Here is a 14,694-nt window from a genome sequence, read left to right as displayed (position 1 = left end):
TCTGGCCCGAACGTGGGCAAACAAAGGCGAAGCTGTGACCAGGCTGCTACTGTGGCGCCAGAGACACAGGTCTCTTAGCTGCCGGGCACAAGGGCTTCGAGCGACGGCAGGATCAGGGCCGGTGGGAAGTCCCGGTATTCTTCGGGCTGGTTGGAGCGGTTGATCCACACCGTGCGAAAGCCGAATTTGGTGGCGCCTGCAATGTCCCAGCGATTGGACGACTGGAAGGAAACCGCGCCGGGGTAGAGGCGCCAGCCGGTGGCGACCATGTCGTAGACCGCGGGATCGGTCTTGAAGCGCCGCACCGTATCGACGGAATAGATATCGTCCAGAACCTGGTCGAGCGCGGCGGATTTGACCGCCGCCTGCAGCATTTCGGGCGAGCCGTTGGACAGGATCGCCAGCCTCGCTCCCGAAGCCTTGAGCGCCTTGAGCACGGCCGGCACTTCCGGATAGCAATCGAGCCGCCAATAGGCATCCAGCAATATCGCCTTGAGACCGGGGTCGGCCGAGGGAACCTTGCGCAAGGCGAAATCGAGCGCCTGTTCGGTCAGTTGCCAGAAATCGGCATAGGCGCCCATCAGCGTGCGCACCCAGGAATATTCGAGCTGTTTGGCGCGCCAGATCTCGGACAACAATTGGCCGTCCGGCCCGATCCGGTCGGCATGACGGCGCACGGCGGCATGCACGTCGAAAAGCGTGCCATAGGCGTCGAAGACATAGGCGGCGTATTGCATGACAGCAGTTTTGAGGGCAGGCGCGACAAGGTGCAAGCTTTGATTGCATTGCGCCCCGGCACTGGCCTCAACAAAACTCCATGATGCCGGTTGACGGCGCCCGCCAAAGCATCTTCCAATGGCTGTCACACGAGACCGATTGAGATGGGACGACACGATGACACTGGCGGCTGCGGCGCAATCCACGACATGGACTTTCGTCGATGGTGATTGGCACGAAGGCAACGTCGCCATTCTGGGGCCGCGCAGCCACGCCATGTGGCTCGGCACCAGCGTTTTTGACGGCGGCCGCTGGTTCGAAGGCGTGGCGCCGGATCTCGACTTCCACGCAGCCAGGGTGAATTCCTCGGCGATTGCGCTCGGCCTGAAGCCGAACATGAGCGCTGACAAGATCGTCGGGCTGACATGGGATGGGTTGAAGAAGTTCGACGGCAAGACGGCGGTCTATATCAGGCCGATGTACTGGGCCGAGCATGGCGGCTATATGGGCGTGCCGGCCGATCCCGCCTCGACGCGCTTTTGCCTTTGCCTCTATGAATCACCGATGATTCCGGCGACTGGCTTTTCGGTGACCGTGTCGCCGTTCCGGCGTCCGACCATTGAAACCATGCCGACCAACGCCAAGGCCGGCTGCCTTTACCCCAACAACGGTAGGGCCATTCTCGAAGCCAAGATGCGCGGCTTCGACAACGCAATGGTGCTCGATATGCTGGGCAACGTCGCCGAGACCGGAACCTCGAACATCTTCCTGGTCAAGGATGGCCACGTCTTTACGCCTGCGCCGAACGGCACCTTCCTGTCCGGCATCACCCGCTCGCGCACGATAGCGCTGCTCGGCGAATATGGCTTCAGGACCACGGAAAAGACGCTGTCGGTGCGCGATTTCCTCGAAGCAGACGAAATTTTTTCGACCGGGAACCATTCCAAGGTGGTGCCGATCACGCGCATCGAGGATCGCAATCTGCAACCCGGGCCGGTGGCCAAAAAAGCGCGCGAACTCTATTGGGATTGGGCGCATTCGACTTCTGCTGTTTGAGCGGATAAAAAGGCGATCGACGCTTCATCCGGAGTTGTCCCAACCCATTCCAGACCTATCTTACTCCGGTATCGACACCGGATTTTTCCACGAGGGAGTACTATCCATGGCCTTTGAATTGCCCGCTCTGCCTTACGACTATGAGGCCTTGCAGCCTTACATGTCGAAAGAGACGCTGGAATATCACCACGACAAGCACCACAAGGCGTATGTCGATAACGGCAACAAACTCGCCGCCGAGGCCGGCTTGGGCGATCTGTCGGTCGAAGAGGTGGTCAAGCAGTCGTTCGGCAAGAATGCCGGCCTCTTCAACAATGCCGCCCAGCATTACAACCACATCCATTTCTGGAAGTGGATGAAGAAAGGCGGCGGCGGCAACAAGCTGCCGGGCGCCTTGCAGAAGGCAGTCGATAGCGATCTCGGCGGCTACGACAAGTTCAAGGCCGACTTCATTGCCGCTGGCACGACACAGTTCGGCTCCGGCTGGGCCTGGGTCTCGGTCAAGGATGGCAAGCTGGCGATCTCCAAGACACCGAACGGCGAAAACCCGCTCGTCCATGGCGCGTCGCCGATCCTCGGCGTCGATGTCTGGGAGCACTCCTACTACATCGACTACCGCAACGCCCGGCCGAAATATCTCGAGGCGTTCGTCGACAGCCTGATCAACTGGGACCATGTCCTGGAATTGTACGAAAAGGCGAAGTGATCGATTTCCAGAAGCCCCGGTATCACCCGGGGCTTTTCTTTTCTGCGTCCCGCAAGAGCAAAGGTCCGGCAAAAATCATCAGGGGGAAGGGAATTTTCCCTCTGTAGCATCCGTTGACGTCCTGTCCCGAAATGCCTTCATCATGGAGCCAATTGAATGAGAAAGCTTGTTATCGCCATCTCTGTGCTCGCACTCGCGGCTTCGGCGGCCTTTGCCGACCCGATCCTCGACCGGCAGGCACTGATGAAGGAACGTGGAAAGATCGTCGGCGGCCTGTCGAAAGTGGTCAAGGGCGAGGAGCCGTTTGATGCCGCCGCGGTGCTGACGGCGCTGCAGGCGCTGCATGCGAATGCCGAGAAAGTCGACGTAGACGCGCTGTTTCCGGCGGGCAGCGACACGGGCGGCGATACCACTGCGTCGCCGAAGATCTGGGAAGACATGGCTGGCTTCAAGGCCACCAACGCCAAATATGTCGCCGACGTCAAGGCCGCGGCCGCTGCCGCTCCTGCCGACGTCGATGCGTTGAAGGCGCAATTCGGCGCCATCGGCTCCGATTGCGGCACCTGCCACCAGACCTACCGGGTGAAAAAAGGCTGATAGCGGGCGATGCCCTGGCTAAAGAAACTCGTCGGCGCCATCGTCATCCTCGGCGGCGTCGGCGCGGTTGCCGGGTGGGTCGGGTCGGCGCCGGTGAGGCTCGACAGGGAGACCCTGGCCAAGCTCGGTCCTGGCGACGCAGCCAGGGGCAAGCGCATTTTTTATGCCGGCGGTTGTACATCCTGCCATGCAAAGCCGGGCTCACAGGGCGATGCCCGGCTTCAACTCGTGGGCGGTCTCGAGCTCAAGACGCCGTTCGGAACCTTCGTGCCGCCCAACATTTCGCAAGACGCCAAGGACGGCATCGGCGCATGGTCGGTCGAGGACCTCGCCAATGCCATGCTGAAGGGCGTGTCGCCTTCGGGCCGACACTTCTATCCGGCGTTTCCCTATGCGTCCTACGCGCGCATGAATCCGGCCGACATTGGCGATCTCTATGCCTTCCTCAAGACGCTGCCGGCCGTCGCTGGCAAGGCGCCTGCAAATTCGCTCGGTTTTCCCTTCAACATTCGTCGCGGCATTGGCCTGTGGAAATTGCTCTATCTTAGCGACCAGCCGGTCGTTCCATTTCCCGCTGGCACACCCGATCCGGTCGTGGCCGGCCGCTATCTGGTCGAGGGGCCGGGCCATTGCGGCGAATGCCACACGCCGCGCGACCTCGCAGGTGGTACGAAAAAGAACGTGTGGCTGGCCGGTGCGGTGGCTGCCGAAGGCAGCGGCGTCGTGCCGAACATCACATCGGGCGAGGGCGGTATAGGCGATTGGTCGGAAGCCGACATCGTCAACTACCTCGAAACCGGCTTCACGCCCGATTTTGATTCCGTCGGCGGCGCCATGGTCGACGTGCAGCGAAACATGGCCGAGCTGGCGCCGCAGGACCGTGCTGCCATCGCCGCCTATCTCAAGGCGATACCCGCGCATCCAAACGGCTATCCGGCCCGCAAGAGGGCGAACTAGTCTAGATCGAGTCTGCGGATGACAGGTGGCGGTCACCGAGAAAATCGAAGCCCGTTTCGAAGAAATGGTTGTAGTTGCAGGTCAACTCTTCGCCAGGCGCGATGTCGCGCAGCGCAAAACTCTCCTCGGGTGAGGAGACGTCGCAATTAGGCTCGTCGGCATGGTTCATGTAGCGCGCGTCGTCGGCTTCGAAGACGATGTAGTTCGGATCGCGGCGGTCAGGATAGGAGTAGCGGTCGAGATAGCTCTTCACCGGGCCGGCCGCCCGCTCATAAGTCTCGACCTCGATGAGCCGATCGAACCTTGGGTCTAACTTCCAGATCAGAGTACCGCGAGGAATGTGGTTCTTGGCAAAGACGCCGATTCCCTGGATGGGTGATTTGTCGAGATAGACGTCGACGAGCAGCATAATGAACCTTTACGCGATTGGAGGCTGTCAGGCCGGGAAAAGCCGCGCACTGGGTAGCGCGCGGTCGTCGCAATTGCGAGTGAAAATGAGCGACGGGAGCTTCAAAAAATCCTGACACCCAGCCCTCTGGAAAGGGTGCGTCGATTATCGTCCAGAGTCAGCGTTGCTGCAGCGCCAGACGGACGCCCAAAGCGCAGTAGATGCCGCCGACAACTTTGCCCTGCAATCGTAACACCGACGGATTTCGGCGCAGGAACGTGCCGAGCCGGCCAGCGCTCACGGCAAAGACGACCGTGCTGAAAAGGCCCAGTATGACGAAGATGACCTCCAACGCGGTCATCTGAAGCATCACCGATCCGTTTTCAGGCCGCACGAACTGAGGCAGAAAAGCGAGGAAGAACAGAGCGGTCTTGGGGTTGAGCACTTCGGTCAGGACAGCCTGTCGAAACGCCTTGCCGGCGGAGATCGCGAGCGCACCGGCCGCCGGGTTGGCCGGTGTTTTCTCGATGATCGCGCGAATGCCGAGATAAACCAGGTAGGCCGCGCCGATGTACTTGATGACGCTGAACAGCGTCGCCGACGCGGCGATGATCGCCGAGATGCCGATCATGGCCATGACGGTATGAAAGACGTCGCCGGCAGCGATCCCGGCGCCCGTCGCGATGCCGACCTTGGTTCCGGAACTCGTTGCCCGGGCGATCGTCAGCAGGGTGGCGGGGCCTGGAATGAAGACGAAGCCGAGCACGACCGCGATGTAGGCGATCAGGGTGGTCAGGTCGATCATTTGTTGGTTGCTCCCGTAAGCTGCGCCTTGCCCATCACTTTCAGCGCGAAGGAGTAGGTGTAGGCGATCTCTTCCAGCCGCGAAAACCGGCCGGAAGCGCCTGCATGGCCGGAATCCATATTGATCTTGAACAGAACCGGATTGTCGCCGCTCTTGCGGTCGCGCAGCCGGGCCACCCATTTGGCCGGTTCCCAATAGGTGACGCGCGGATCGGTGAGACCGGCCAGCGCCAGGATCGGCGGATAGTCGTGATCAGAGACATTGTCGTAGGGCGAATAGGCAGCGATCGTCCGATAGTCGTCGGCGGACGCGATCGGGTTGCCCCATTCGGGCCATTCCGGCGGCGTCAGTGGCAGGGTCGCATCGAGCATGGTGGTGAGCACATCGACGAAGGGAACCTCGGCGACGATGCCGCCAAAACAATCCGGCGCCATGTTGGCGACGGCACCCATCAGCATGCCGCCGGCCGAACCGCCTTGCGCGACGATACGGTCATGCGCCGTGTAACGCTCGGTGACCAGATGGCGCGCGACGGCGATGAAATCGGTGAACGTGTTCATCTTGTTCTCCCGCTTGCCGTCATCGTACCAGCCATAGCCCTTGTCCTTGCCGCCGCGAACGTGAGCAATGGCGAAGACAAAGCCGCGGTCGACCAGCGAGAACCAGTTGGTGTTGAAGGCGGCCGGCACGGTGATGCCATAGGAGCCGTAGCCGTAAAGCAGGCAAGGTGCGGATCCGTCCAGCGGCGTGTCGCGATGATGCAAAAGCGAGATCGGCACCAGTTCGCCATCGCTGGCCGGCGCCATCAGCCGCCGCGTGACATAATGGTCCGCATCATGGCCGGACGGCACTTCCTGGGTCTTCAGCAGCACCCGCTCGCGGGTGCGCATGTTATAGTCGAACACCTGCGCGGGCGTCGTCATCGACGAGTAGGAAAAGCGCATGATCTCGGTGTCGTACTCATAGGAACCCGACAGGCCGAGCGAGAAGGCCTCCTCGTCGAGGGACAGAAGATGCTCCTCGCCGCTGATACGGTCGCGCACCACAATGCGCGGCAGGCCTTCCTTGCGTTCGAGCCGGACCATGTGGTCCCTGAAGCCGATCACCGACAGGATCAGCCGGCCGGGCTCGTGCGGCACCAGTTCCTGCCAGTTGGCGCGCACGGGATCGCTCGCCGGCGCCGTCATGATCTTGAAGTCGTTGGCGCCGTCGGCATTGGTCAGGATGAAGAAGATATCGCCGCCTTCTTCCAGCTCGTATTGAAGGCCAACCTCGCGCGGCGACACCAGTTTCGGTTCGGCAGACGGATCGTCGGCGCGCATCAGGCGGTATTCCGAAGTCTCGTGATCGTTGATGCCGATCATGATCCATTCGTTGTTGCGGGTGCCGTCGACATTCATGAAGAAGCCGGGATCGGTTTCCTCATAGATCAGCCGGTCGCTGTCCGGGCTGTCGCCCAGCGCATGGAACAGTACCTTGGACGGGCGATGGTTGGGATCGAGACGCGTGTAGAAGAAGCCGTCATTGCCTGCGTTCCAGACGCCTGAACCGCCGGTGTCGGGGATCTGGTCGGCAAGCTCCTTGCCATCGGCAAGGTCGCGCACGCGAAGCGTGTAGAATTCGGAGCCCTTGTCGTCGAATGCCCATAGCAGCTTGGCGTGGTCGGCCGAATGGTCGACACCGCCAAGACGGAAATAGGCCTTGCCCGCGGCCTCCGCGTCGCCATCGAGCAGGATATGCTCGGCGCCGCCGTCGCGCGACATGCGGAAATAGCGCGGCTGCTCGCCACCAAGTTTAAAGGACGAGCCGTAGGCATAGGGCCCATCCTTCATCGGCACGGAAGAATCGTCTTCCTTGATACGGCCCTTCATCTCCTTGAAAAGCTGCTTTTGCAGTTCGACCGTATCGGCCATCAGCTTCGACTGGTAAGCATTCTCCGCCTCGAGTTCTGCGCGGATCCCCGCATCGAGCAATGACGGGTCGCGGAACATCTCCTGCCAGTTATCGGCCCGTAGCCAGGCATAGTCGTCGGTTCGCGTGATGCCGTGATGCGTGTCGGAAACCGGCCGCTTCTCGGGCGTTGGCGGGCTGACGATCGGAAATATGGATGTCTTGGTCATTGCGTCTCGCTTTGCCAGTATCTTCAATGGGCCAGTATCTTCAATGGGCCAGTATCTTGAAGGGTCATCTCGAATGGAGAAATATCTTGAATGGCAAATGAACACGCCGATCAGGGCAGGTTCAAGAGCCGGAGCGTATGGGTTGTGTCGGCTCCAGGAGATGAGCCGGGAGGAGAGATGATGACTATTTGGTCTCGGACTACTGCGGCTTTCGCCGTTGCTTCGCTAACTCTGGGCTTTGCCGGCCAGTCTCATGCGACCGTATTCGCGGCTTGGCAAGTGGCCAATGTCCCGTTCGGCGACACGCTCAATGTACGCAAATACCCTTCGGGCACATCCCAAAAGCAGGCGGGATATCCGAACGGCACCGTTCTGCAGATGACCGGGCGATGCACCGGCGGAATAAACCTGCTCGACATCGCCAACCAGCCGGCATGGAAGCAGGCACAAAAGATCCGCTATCGCTGGTGCGAAGTCTGGCATGATCCGGTCCAGAACGGCAATTTCGTCACCGGCTGGGCCTATGGCAAATACATCATCCCGCATTGATTGACGCGGCAGCAATCAGCCGATCGGTCGGATGACTGGCATGTCGCCTGATTGCTTGTGTTGACCACGGCAACCTGTGGTTTTGTGGACAAATGCGAACAACCAATATTTCTCGAGCGATAGCCAAGCAAGATCAAACATTAAAACCCGTTTCGTGAGTTGCCACGAATGTAACGGCGATCTGACGTTACGTCAGCTGCCGCCGACGGGAACGCGAAATATCGATAAATTACACAATGCACGAAAGATTGAAGCTGATCGCGGAACATTTGATCAATATCGTTCAATATAGCGCGAGGGGCGAATTGACTTACTTGGTCTGCACGCTCATTGATGTGCCCGCGACACGAATCGTAGAAACTCTACCTGCACAAAATTCGTGCGATGCCCTGCTTGTAAAAAAGGGCGCAGATCGATGTAACTCTTGTTGGGGACCGAAGACCATGGATATTGTCGAAACACCTTCCAGAAACAGCGATGCGCTGATCGAATTGACCGCCGATGTGGTGGCCGCCTATGTCAGCAACAATCCCGTGCCGGTCGGCGAATTGCCGAACCTGATATCCGATGTCCATGCCGCGCTCGGGCGTGTGGGCGGAACCGCCGAACAGCCGCCTGTCGACAAGCAGAAGCCGGCGGTCAACCCGAAGCGGTCGGTTCATGACGACTACATCGTCTGCCTTGAAGACGGCAAGAAGTTCAAGTCGCTGAAGCGCCACCTGATGACCCACTATGACCTGACGCCGGACCAGTATCGCGAAAAGTGGAACCTCGACCCGACCTATCCGATGGTTGCACCCAACTATGCAGCTGCCCGGTCCCAACTCGCCAAGAAGATGGGTCTCGGTCGCAAGCGCAAAGCGCGGTAATTGCTGCCAGCCAGATCGGATCGACATCAACGGCGCCTTCGGGCGCCGTTTGATTTTTGCGAGCCGCGACGCGCGGATCGGGTCGGGAAGCGTCAGGCGGTCTGCTTCAGCGCTGCCTCGGCGTCGCGCTTGATGCGCTTGACCATCGAGCGAAGGCCGTTGGCGCGCTGCGGCGACAGATGTTCGTCGAGGCCGAGTTCTTTCAATGTCGCTTCCGCATCGGTCTTCTGGATTTCGCTGGCGGTCCTGCCGGAAAACAGCGCCAGCATGATCGCGACCAGCCCACGCACGATATGAGCGTCCGAATCGCCGGTGAAGGTGATGACAGGATCGGCTCCAGCTCCGCGTTCGGTGGTCAGCCAGACCTGGCTGACGCATCCCGGCACCTTGTTGGCGGGGCTGCGCTGCTCGTCCGGAAACGGCGGCAACGCCTCGCCGAGTTCGATGACATAGCGATAGCGGTCTTCCCATTCCTCGAGGAACGAGAAGTCGTCGCGGATCGTCTGGATCGTCGTGGTCATGTCTGGGATATAGTCACGCGGCGGCTCCGCGTCACGGAAAAAACAAGGACACCGCGGGCGTCGAGAGGGCAGACAGCCCGCGGTGCGCCGTCGAAACGGCTTAATTCTGAGGCGGCAGGTTGACGGTCTCGGGCAAGACGATTCCTTCGGGCACGCTGCCGGTCATCGTCGACGTGTCGGGGCCGGCGGCGGACTTGTCGTCCATCATCGCTGCCGCGATCTTGGCGGTCTCTTTGGCGCGGGCGGTAATGGTGTGCATCGCCGACTTGCCGGTCTCGCAGACATCGGGTTTGCGTTCGCAAATGCCGGCGATATCGCCAACCGCTTCGCGTGCCGCAAACAAGGCCTGGATCGGTCCGACGCTTTCATGCCCCGCTTCATCGGGGCCGACACTCAATGGCAGCGCCAGCAGCACCAGCGAAAACCAGAAAGCCATTCTTATGAGGAAGACCATGCCCTTGCCCTCTCGTCGTGACCGGATCATGCATCCATATGGCATGACCTCTTTTGTAGGCAGGATTTTGGCACACAGGCGCAAAGGACGGCTTGCGGGCAAAGAGAGAATTTTCCTCAAATTTTAGGCAAATTCGAAACGAACCGTTCTGCAATCGATTTGTCTCAAATCCGAGCAATTTTCCTTAACAACAAATAACCATATATCCCCATGATTTCCCTGTGTTTTTCTTGAAATAGGGAAGTCCAGGTGCCGAGTGCGCCCGGCCGATGGGTGCAGTCGGCGGATAACTCTCCGTTTACTATGGCTGCATTTGTCCGTGCTTTCGGCCGCCGGCATCCCGATATTTGCCGCAGGCCGGGCCCTGGTCGGCCCTGCCTTATCCATTCCTTAAACGCTGGATGCGAGTTTCAAAGCCAACCAGAACCATCTGCAAAGCAGAGCTGTCCACGACAAGTGCGAGTGCGTTGAGTTGAGATCAATCAAGGCCAGATACGTTGAATTGCCTGGCGCGATTTCGGCCGGTTGCGAACGTATGGTCCATCCGTCCATCCTTGGGCGGAGCGACCGCGAGCGCCAGCGCCGCTTTATCGGCGTCATGCTCGCCGCTCCTTTCTTTGTCGCCGGTGCCGCGGTCACGCTGGTTACTTCAGGCATGGGCGTCGCCGTCACCATGGCCGCCATTTTCGCCGCCTTTGGCCTGTGCTGGTTCGTCGCCTTGCTGGTGGCGGCGACCGGCAAGATGGCGATAGCGAGTTGGGTCGCCCTGGTGCTGGCCGGCATTTCTGTCGGCAGTCTCATTGCCGCCGCGGGCGGGCTGAGTTCGCCTGTCGCCATGCTTGTGGTGGCGCTGCCTTTTGAAGCCTGGTGGATCGGCGCTTCGCGGCGCGCGGCACTGTGGGGAGCCGTGTCGGCCGCTGTCGCCATCTTGGCTCAGCCTTTGGCTGGAACCGTATTCCCGTTCGCAGGAGCGCAGATCGCGGCGTGGCACTGGTTGGTGCCGTTGGCCTGGACGCTCACACTGATCCCGCGCGCATCGGCATTTCAAAACACGGCCGATGCGGCTGATGTGCTCGACACTGCCGACCGGCTCGAAGACATCATCGATGCGGTGGTCTTGCGCGTCGCCCGTCATGGCGAGGTCCTGGACGCGTCGCCAAAAGCGCGCACGCTTTTGAAACTGCCGCCCGAACTGCTGTCCGGAAACGGCCTCTTCGATCGCGTTCATCTGTCGGATCGCGTTTCCTATCTCAGCGCAATGGCCGACATGCGCGACGGCGCACTGTCGCGCCGGCTCGAATTGCGCATCCGGCTGCCTCAGAATGGCAATGGCCTGACGGCCGACAATTACCGGCCGTTCTCGCTTGATCTCGTGCGTGGTGAGGAACAGGGTGATGTCTTTACGTTCGTCCTGAGGCAGAATGACGAGATCGCCCGGTTGCGCGAGGATCTGGCGGCAGCCAATGAGGCGGCCGCGTCCGCCGAGGTGGCGAAGGGACGCTTCCTGGCGGTGGTCAGCCACGAACTGCGCACGCCGTTGAATGCCATTATCGGCTTCTCGGATATGCTGCTGCATGAGATGTTCGGCGCCTTCAAGGATCCGCGCCAGAAAGAATATGTCGGCCTGGTACGGGATTCGGGCCAGCATCTGCTCGCCGTCGTAACCTCGATACTCGACGTGTCCAGGATTGAATCGGGCGTCTATGCGACCGAACCCGAGCCGTTCCGGTTCGCGGAGGCGGTCGATATGTGCCAGTCGATGATGCAACTGCAGGCGCAGGCCAAGAACATCGATCTGCAGGCGCAGATCGCGCCGGACGCCGGCGACATCAATGCCGATCGGCGCGCCGTGCAGCAGATGCTCATCAACCTGGTCTCCAACGCGATCAAGTTCACTCCCGACGGCGGCGACGTCGTCGTCGGCGCCAAGCGGATCGGTTCGCGCCTGCATTTCTGGGTCAGGGACACCGGCATCGGCATCGCCGAGGAGGATTTCGCCAATCTCGGCAAGCCCTTCATGCAGATCCAGAACGACTATACGCGCCGTTTCGAGGGGACTGGTCTTGGCCTTTCACTGGTCAAGGGCCTGGTGGCGCTGCACGAGGGCACGATGTCCATCGAAAGCATGCCAGGCGAGGGCACCACGGTGACCATCAGCCTGCCGGTGAACGGACCGAAGGGACATCAGGCGGAGAAAGCCGGCGTGCTGACCATGCCTGTGGCGATGGCGAAAGGGGACAGAGATGGCTCGCTCCGCAAAACCGGCTAAGGCGGTCAAGCGCCGCAGCAATGCCTTTCAGGACGGCGCTGTCGCCGTCGGCGGCATGATCTCGCGCAATCCTGTCCTGGTGGGCGGCTCGACGGCGTTCCTGGTGACGCTGTTCTATGTCTCCGCAAATGCCTTGTGGTACCAACCTTTCCCGCATGCCGGCGCATTTTTTGCGACCCGCAGCATTGCGGGCTTTCCGCACGCGACGCCCGACGAACCGGAGACGACATTCAACATCGTGCGGCCATCCGGCGCGCCGGCACCGATCAAGGGCGATCCGGTTGTCGAGCAGGTGCAAGGCATATTGAAGGATCTCGATTTCTATTCCGGGACGGTCGACGGCATTTCCGGACCCAACACCCGCAAGGCCATCCAGGACTATCAGCAGAAGGTCGGGCTCAACACGTCCGGCGAGATCGACGCGCTTCTGCTCGATCAACTGGGCGCGACGCCGAAGACAGCTTCCGTCGTGCCCAGACCGCAGCCGCGCCCGGATATGCCGGCCGCCGTTCCGGTGTCTTTGCAGACAGGTTCGGGACAGACAAATTCCGGGCAGGCGGATGCCGCGACGCAAGCGCCCGATGCCCGCATCGTCAAGATCCAGGCCGGGCTCAAGGCGTTCGGCAATGACGACATGCAGCTGGATGGTGTCGTCGGCGCGCGCACAAAGGCGGCGATCAAGGAATTCCAGTCGCTGTTCGGGCTGCCGCAGACCGGCGAGCCCGATGAGATCGTCTACGTCAAGATGCGCGAGATCGGCCTGACCAACTGACGGCCGAAACGACGGCTCGCCGAGCGGCGGAAATATCGATAGAGAACCGGCAGTTTCGAGAGCTCTCTCATGCGCGTCACATCGGATCTGTGGGTTTCGGCCCTGTTGCGCCGGATTTTCGGCGCCGGTGGATTTGCCGCCGTGGTCAAGCGTGGCGCGACCGAGGCCGGCGCTGTGTTCGTGCTGGCGCGGGGCAGGCTGGGTGAGGTTGCCCTGTTCGGGCCGGCGCCGCAGACAAGCTATGATTCGGCCAAGCCCGACGACCGGTTTTTCACTCTGCTCGGAGCTGGTGACGATCCCGCGGTGCTCGAAGCCAGGCTGGAACGGGAGAAAAAATTCGATCCCGACATCTGGGTGGTCGAAATCGAGGCCGGTGCCGTGCCCGTCGAGGAGCTTATTTCCGTGAAGACGCCCTGAGGCCGGAAGAAGCCGCCGCATCGTCGCTGTTCGAAGCGGTGCGTGTATCGCTGTTGGCAGGCGCTGCGCCGCGAACCACCCTTGAAAGGATTTCCGCTCTCCACGACCGCATCTTGTCCTGGGCCGCCTCGCGATGCAGCAGCCGGTAGCGGTCGAGGAAAGTCCGGATAGCCTGCGGGTGCGGGAACTGGCTGGGATAGACGGCAACCGTGACCAGGAAGGCCCTGTCTTCGCTGAGGTCGAGCGAGCGCAAGGCGACAAGCAGCGAGGCATGGTTGGCGGTGAGCGACCGCGCGATCTCGAAATCGATGTCGAGTGCATCGGCGAGCGCGGTCTGGAAGAACGCGGCGTTTCCCGTCAGCGCTGTCTCGCGCAATTTCATATAGGTGTCGGCGCCCTTGAAAGGCTCGGCGGTCGCTGTCTTCTCGTCGCCGGTGCGCATCATCGAGCGCAGCCTGCGCCGTGCATTCTCGGCCGCGATGCCGAATGTCTGTTCCCGGGCTGGCTCGCCGGAGGCGGTATCCGCGCTCGCTGGCGCGATCTTGTCTGCCCCAGCGGCGTTCGCATCCGGGTCCGGCGCGCGCACCAGGGTTGGCCTCTCGAGGGCCCTGATCAGGTCAGCAATGGTCGGGTTCAAGCCCTTGCGGCGCGCGATGGCACGCGCATGCGGCAGGCCATGCCGCCCGATCAGGGCGATGAGATCGATGTCGCTGACGGCGCGTGAGCGGATGAGCAGCGGCGCGGCAATGTCGACCGGTTCCTCGCAAAGACGGCGCACCAGGGCAGCGGGCGCGTATTCGCATTCGGAAAGGGCGGCTGCCACGTAACGGCGGGATTCGACGGACACGTCATTGAACAGCGGCAGCGTCAGGTCTTCGAGTTGGCCGATCTCGCGGCGTGAAGGGCGGGTGAGCGAGCAGAACGCCGACACCGCGGCGCGGAAGAGCCTTTCGGCCTTTCCCGAGTCTTTTCGTGCCGCGATTTGCCTGAAGTCCGAAGATGACACGAAGGATACGCCCGTACTCGACACAAGCTTGGCGCGCTCGACCGGGATTGCGTCGGTTTCGCGAGCACCAAGAACAAAGATCAAGTTAGCGACGATCCGTTAGCGTTCCGTTAACCCTCTGCCGCCTTAATGACATTTGGAGGCGTTGCGTTGTGCTCCGGGGAAACCGAGAGGAATGCGCGAACCATGGGCATGGTACTGTCTTTCGTGCCGCGTACGGCACCAAACACCAGAGCAAAGCAAACCGCCGAAATGCCGGCGGCGGTGATCATCTTTCCCGGCATCCGCTATGAGCGGTCGCATGCCGGCGAAGTGCGGCCGGTCGATCCCGACAAGACGGGGTCGCCAGGGACGAAGCCGGTCCCGCACCACTGAGTTTCGGCGGCCACGGACCTTGGTCCGGGATCATGTCTAGTGCATGTCGCCCGAAAGTGACCCCGGTTTTGGGAGAACGACATGCATAAAAAAGACCTGAAGCGGGTCGTCTGAAC

Annotated in this window: 17 protein-coding genes; 10 read left to right on the top strand and 7 right to left on the bottom strand. The window is 61.1% G+C overall.

Annotated features, from left to right (window positions below; translation table 11 throughout):
• Positions 1-74: 74 nt before the first annotated feature.
• Positions 75-737: a haloacid dehalogenase type II gene (locus M729_RS0123080; protein WP_024505547.1), complete on the bottom strand. Its 663-nt coding sequence runs from the start codon at positions 735-737 to the stop codon at positions 75-77.
• Between the two features lie 157 nt (positions 738-894).
• Between M729_RS0123080 and M729_RS0123075 the strand changes: the two genes are divergently transcribed.
• The 4 genes from M729_RS0123075 to M729_RS0123060 all read left to right on the top strand — a co-directional run bounded on the left by M729_RS0123075 (position 895) and on the right by M729_RS0123060 (position 4,033).
• Positions 895-1,773, top strand: a complete 879-nt coding sequence (locus M729_RS0123075) for a branched-chain amino acid aminotransferase (protein WP_024505546.1) — start codon at positions 895-897, stop codon at positions 1,771-1,773.
• 106 nt (positions 1,774-1,879) lie between these two features.
• Positions 1,880-2,479, top strand: a complete 600-nt coding sequence (locus tag M729_RS0123070) for a superoxide dismutase (RefSeq protein WP_013532667.1) — start codon at positions 1,880-1,882, stop codon at positions 2,477-2,479.
• Positions 2,480-2,635: 156 nt separating this feature from the next.
• A complete protein-coding gene (locus M729_RS0123065) occupies positions 2,636-3,076 on the top strand; it encodes a cytochrome c (RefSeq protein ID WP_027162990.1) in 441 nt (146 codons plus the stop codon).
• A 9-nt stretch (positions 3,077-3,085) separates the two neighbouring features.
• The gene (locus tag M729_RS0123060; RefSeq protein ID WP_027162989.1) at positions 3,086-4,033 is read left to right on the top strand and encodes a cytochrome c; all 948 of its coding nucleotides are present in this window, start codon (positions 3,086-3,088) and stop codon (positions 4,031-4,033) included.
• A 1-nt stretch (position 4,034) separates the two neighbouring features.
• Here the strand turns inward: M729_RS0123060 and M729_RS0123055 are convergent, their stop codons facing one another.
• From M729_RS0123055 to M729_RS0123045, 3 genes are all read right to left on the bottom strand, one after another.
• The gene (locus M729_RS0123055; protein ID WP_013532664.1) at positions 4,035-4,442 is read right to left on the bottom strand and encodes an SET domain-containing protein-lysine N-methyltransferase; all 408 of its coding nucleotides are present in this window, start codon (positions 4,440-4,442) and stop codon (positions 4,035-4,037) included.
• A gap of 157 nt (positions 4,443-4,599) precedes the next feature.
• A complete protein-coding gene (locus M729_RS0123050) occupies positions 4,600-5,226 on the bottom strand; it encodes a LysE family translocator (RefSeq protein ID WP_027162988.1) in 627 nt (208 codons plus the stop codon).
• Positions 5,223-7,346: a S9 family peptidase gene (locus tag M729_RS0123045; RefSeq protein WP_027162987.1), complete on the bottom strand. Its 2,124-nt coding sequence runs from the start codon at positions 7,344-7,346 to the stop codon at positions 5,223-5,225. The genes M729_RS0123050 and M729_RS0123045 overlap by 4 nt, the downstream gene beginning before the upstream one ends.
• A 180-nt stretch (positions 7,347-7,526) precedes the next feature.
• Between M729_RS0123045 and M729_RS0123040 the strand changes: the two genes are divergently transcribed.
• Together M729_RS0123040 and M729_RS0123035 are read left to right on the top strand one after the other, a co-directional pair.
• Positions 7,527-7,895 carry a hypothetical protein gene (locus tag M729_RS0123040; protein WP_027162986.1) on the top strand — a complete coding sequence of 123 codons (369 nt, stop codon included), beginning with the start codon at positions 7,527-7,529 and terminating at the stop codon, positions 7,893-7,895.
• Positions 7,896-8,338: 443 nt separating this feature from the next.
• Positions 8,339-8,764, top strand: coding sequence for a MucR family transcriptional regulator (locus M729_RS0123035; protein WP_027162985.1), 426 nt, complete (start codon positions 8,339-8,341; stop codon positions 8,762-8,764).
• 92 nt (positions 8,765-8,856) lie between these two features.
• On the opposite strand, the gene M729_RS0123030 is transcribed toward M729_RS0123035, so the two are convergent.
• Positions 8,857-9,285: a SufE family protein gene (locus M729_RS0123030; RefSeq protein WP_027162984.1), complete on the bottom strand. Its 429-nt coding sequence runs from the start codon at positions 9,283-9,285 to the stop codon at positions 8,857-8,859.
• Positions 9,286-9,385: 100 nt separating this feature from the next.
• Positions 9,386-9,739 carry a DUF5330 domain-containing protein gene (locus tag M729_RS0123025; RefSeq protein ID WP_013532658.1) on the bottom strand — a complete coding sequence of 118 codons (354 nt, stop codon included), beginning with the start codon at positions 9,737-9,739 and terminating at the stop codon, positions 9,386-9,388.
• A 535-nt stretch (positions 9,740-10,274) separates the two neighbouring features.
• Here M729_RS0123025 and M729_RS0123020 point away from each other — a divergent pair.
• From M729_RS0123020 to M729_RS0123010, 3 genes are all read left to right on the top strand, one after another.
• Positions 10,275-12,008 carry a PAS domain-containing sensor histidine kinase gene (locus M729_RS0123020; protein WP_027162983.1) on the top strand — a complete coding sequence of 578 codons (1,734 nt, stop codon included), beginning with the start codon at positions 10,275-10,277 and terminating at the stop codon, positions 12,006-12,008.
• Positions 11,983-12,780, top strand: a complete 798-nt coding sequence (locus M729_RS0123015; RefSeq protein WP_013532656.1) for a peptidoglycan-binding protein — start codon at positions 11,983-11,985, stop codon at positions 12,778-12,780. The genes M729_RS0123020 and M729_RS0123015 overlap by 26 nt, the downstream gene beginning before the upstream one ends.
• Positions 12,781-12,849: 69 nt before the next feature.
• A complete protein-coding gene (locus tag M729_RS0123010; protein WP_013532655.1) occupies positions 12,850-13,197 on the top strand; it encodes a DUF1491 family protein in 348 nt (115 codons plus the stop codon).
• Here M729_RS0123010 and M729_RS0123005 read toward each other — a convergent pair.
• Positions 13,175-14,203 (bottom strand): hypothetical protein, encoded by a 1,029-nt coding sequence (locus M729_RS0123005; RefSeq protein ID WP_027162982.1) that lies wholly within the window; start codon positions 14,201-14,203, stop codon positions 13,175-13,177. The two genes, M729_RS0123010 and M729_RS0123005, sit on opposite strands and share 23 nt — an antisense overlap.
• 186 nt (positions 14,204-14,389) lie before the next feature.
• Between M729_RS0123005 and M729_RS01000000135595 the strand changes: the two genes are divergently transcribed.
• The gene (locus M729_RS01000000135595; RefSeq protein WP_013532653.1) at positions 14,390-14,578 is read left to right on the top strand and encodes a hypothetical protein; all 189 of its coding nucleotides are present in this window, start codon (positions 14,390-14,392) and stop codon (positions 14,576-14,578) included.
• Positions 14,579-14,694: the final 116 nt, after the last annotated feature.

It is taken from the genome of Mesorhizobium sp. WSM1293, from assembly GCF_000513875.1.
GTDB classification, from domain to species: Bacteria; Pseudomonadota; Alphaproteobacteria; order Rhizobiales; family Rhizobiaceae; genus Mesorhizobium; species Mesorhizobium ciceri.
This window is presented reverse-complemented; position numbering and strand designations above follow the sequence as displayed.

What these genes read in the sequence shown, in the direction of transcription:
- M729_RS0123080 (WP_024505547.1), bottom strand. Translation starts at nt 737, where the DNA reads ATGCAATACGCCGCCTATGTCTTCGACGCCTATGGCACGCTTTTCGAC.
- M729_RS0123075 (WP_024505546.1), top strand. Translation starts at nt 895, where the DNA reads ATGACACTGGCGGCTGCGGCGCAATCCACGACATGGACTTTCGTCGAT.
- M729_RS0123070 (WP_013532667.1), top strand. Translation starts at nt 1,880, where the DNA reads ATGGCCTTTGAATTGCCCGCTCTGCCTTACGACTATGAGGCCTTGCAG.
- M729_RS0123065 (WP_027162990.1), top strand. Translation starts at nt 2,636, where the DNA reads ATGAGAAAGCTTGTTATCGCCATCTCTGTGCTCGCACTCGCGGCTTCG.
- M729_RS0123060 (WP_027162989.1), top strand. Translation starts at nt 3,086, where the DNA reads ATGCCCTGGCTAAAGAAACTCGTCGGCGCCATCGTCATCCTCGGCGGC.
- M729_RS0123055 (WP_013532664.1), bottom strand. Translation starts at nt 4,442, where the DNA reads ATGCTGCTCGTCGACGTCTATCTCGACAAATCACCCATCCAGGGAATC.
- M729_RS0123050 (WP_027162988.1), bottom strand. Translation starts at nt 5,226, where the DNA reads ATGATCGACCTGACCACCCTGATCGCCTACATCGCGGTCGTGCTCGGC.
- M729_RS0123045 (WP_027162987.1), bottom strand. Translation starts at nt 7,346, where the DNA reads ATGACCAAGACATCCATATTTCCGATCGTCAGCCCGCCAACGCCCGAG.
- M729_RS0123040 (WP_027162986.1), top strand. Translation starts at nt 7,527, where the DNA reads ATGACTATTTGGTCTCGGACTACTGCGGCTTTCGCCGTTGCTTCGCTA.
- M729_RS0123035 (WP_027162985.1), top strand. Translation starts at nt 8,339, where the DNA reads ATGGATATTGTCGAAACACCTTCCAGAAACAGCGATGCGCTGATCGAA.
- M729_RS0123030 (WP_027162984.1), bottom strand. Translation starts at nt 9,285, where the DNA reads ATGACCACGACGATCCAGACGATCCGCGACGACTTCTCGTTCCTCGAG.
- M729_RS0123025 (WP_013532658.1), bottom strand. Translation starts at nt 9,739, where the DNA reads ATGGTCTTCCTCATAAGAATGGCTTTCTGGTTTTCGCTGGTGCTGCTG.
- M729_RS0123020 (WP_027162983.1), top strand. Translation starts at nt 10,275, where the DNA reads ATGGTCCATCCGTCCATCCTTGGGCGGAGCGACCGCGAGCGCCAGCGC.
- M729_RS0123015 (WP_013532656.1), top strand. Translation starts at nt 11,983, where the DNA reads ATGGCTCGCTCCGCAAAACCGGCTAAGGCGGTCAAGCGCCGCAGCAAT.
- M729_RS0123010 (WP_013532655.1), top strand. Translation starts at nt 12,850, where the DNA reads ATGCGCGTCACATCGGATCTGTGGGTTTCGGCCCTGTTGCGCCGGATT.
- M729_RS01000000135595 (WP_013532653.1), top strand. Translation starts at nt 14,390, where the DNA reads ATGGGCATGGTACTGTCTTTCGTGCCGCGTACGGCACCAAACACCAGA.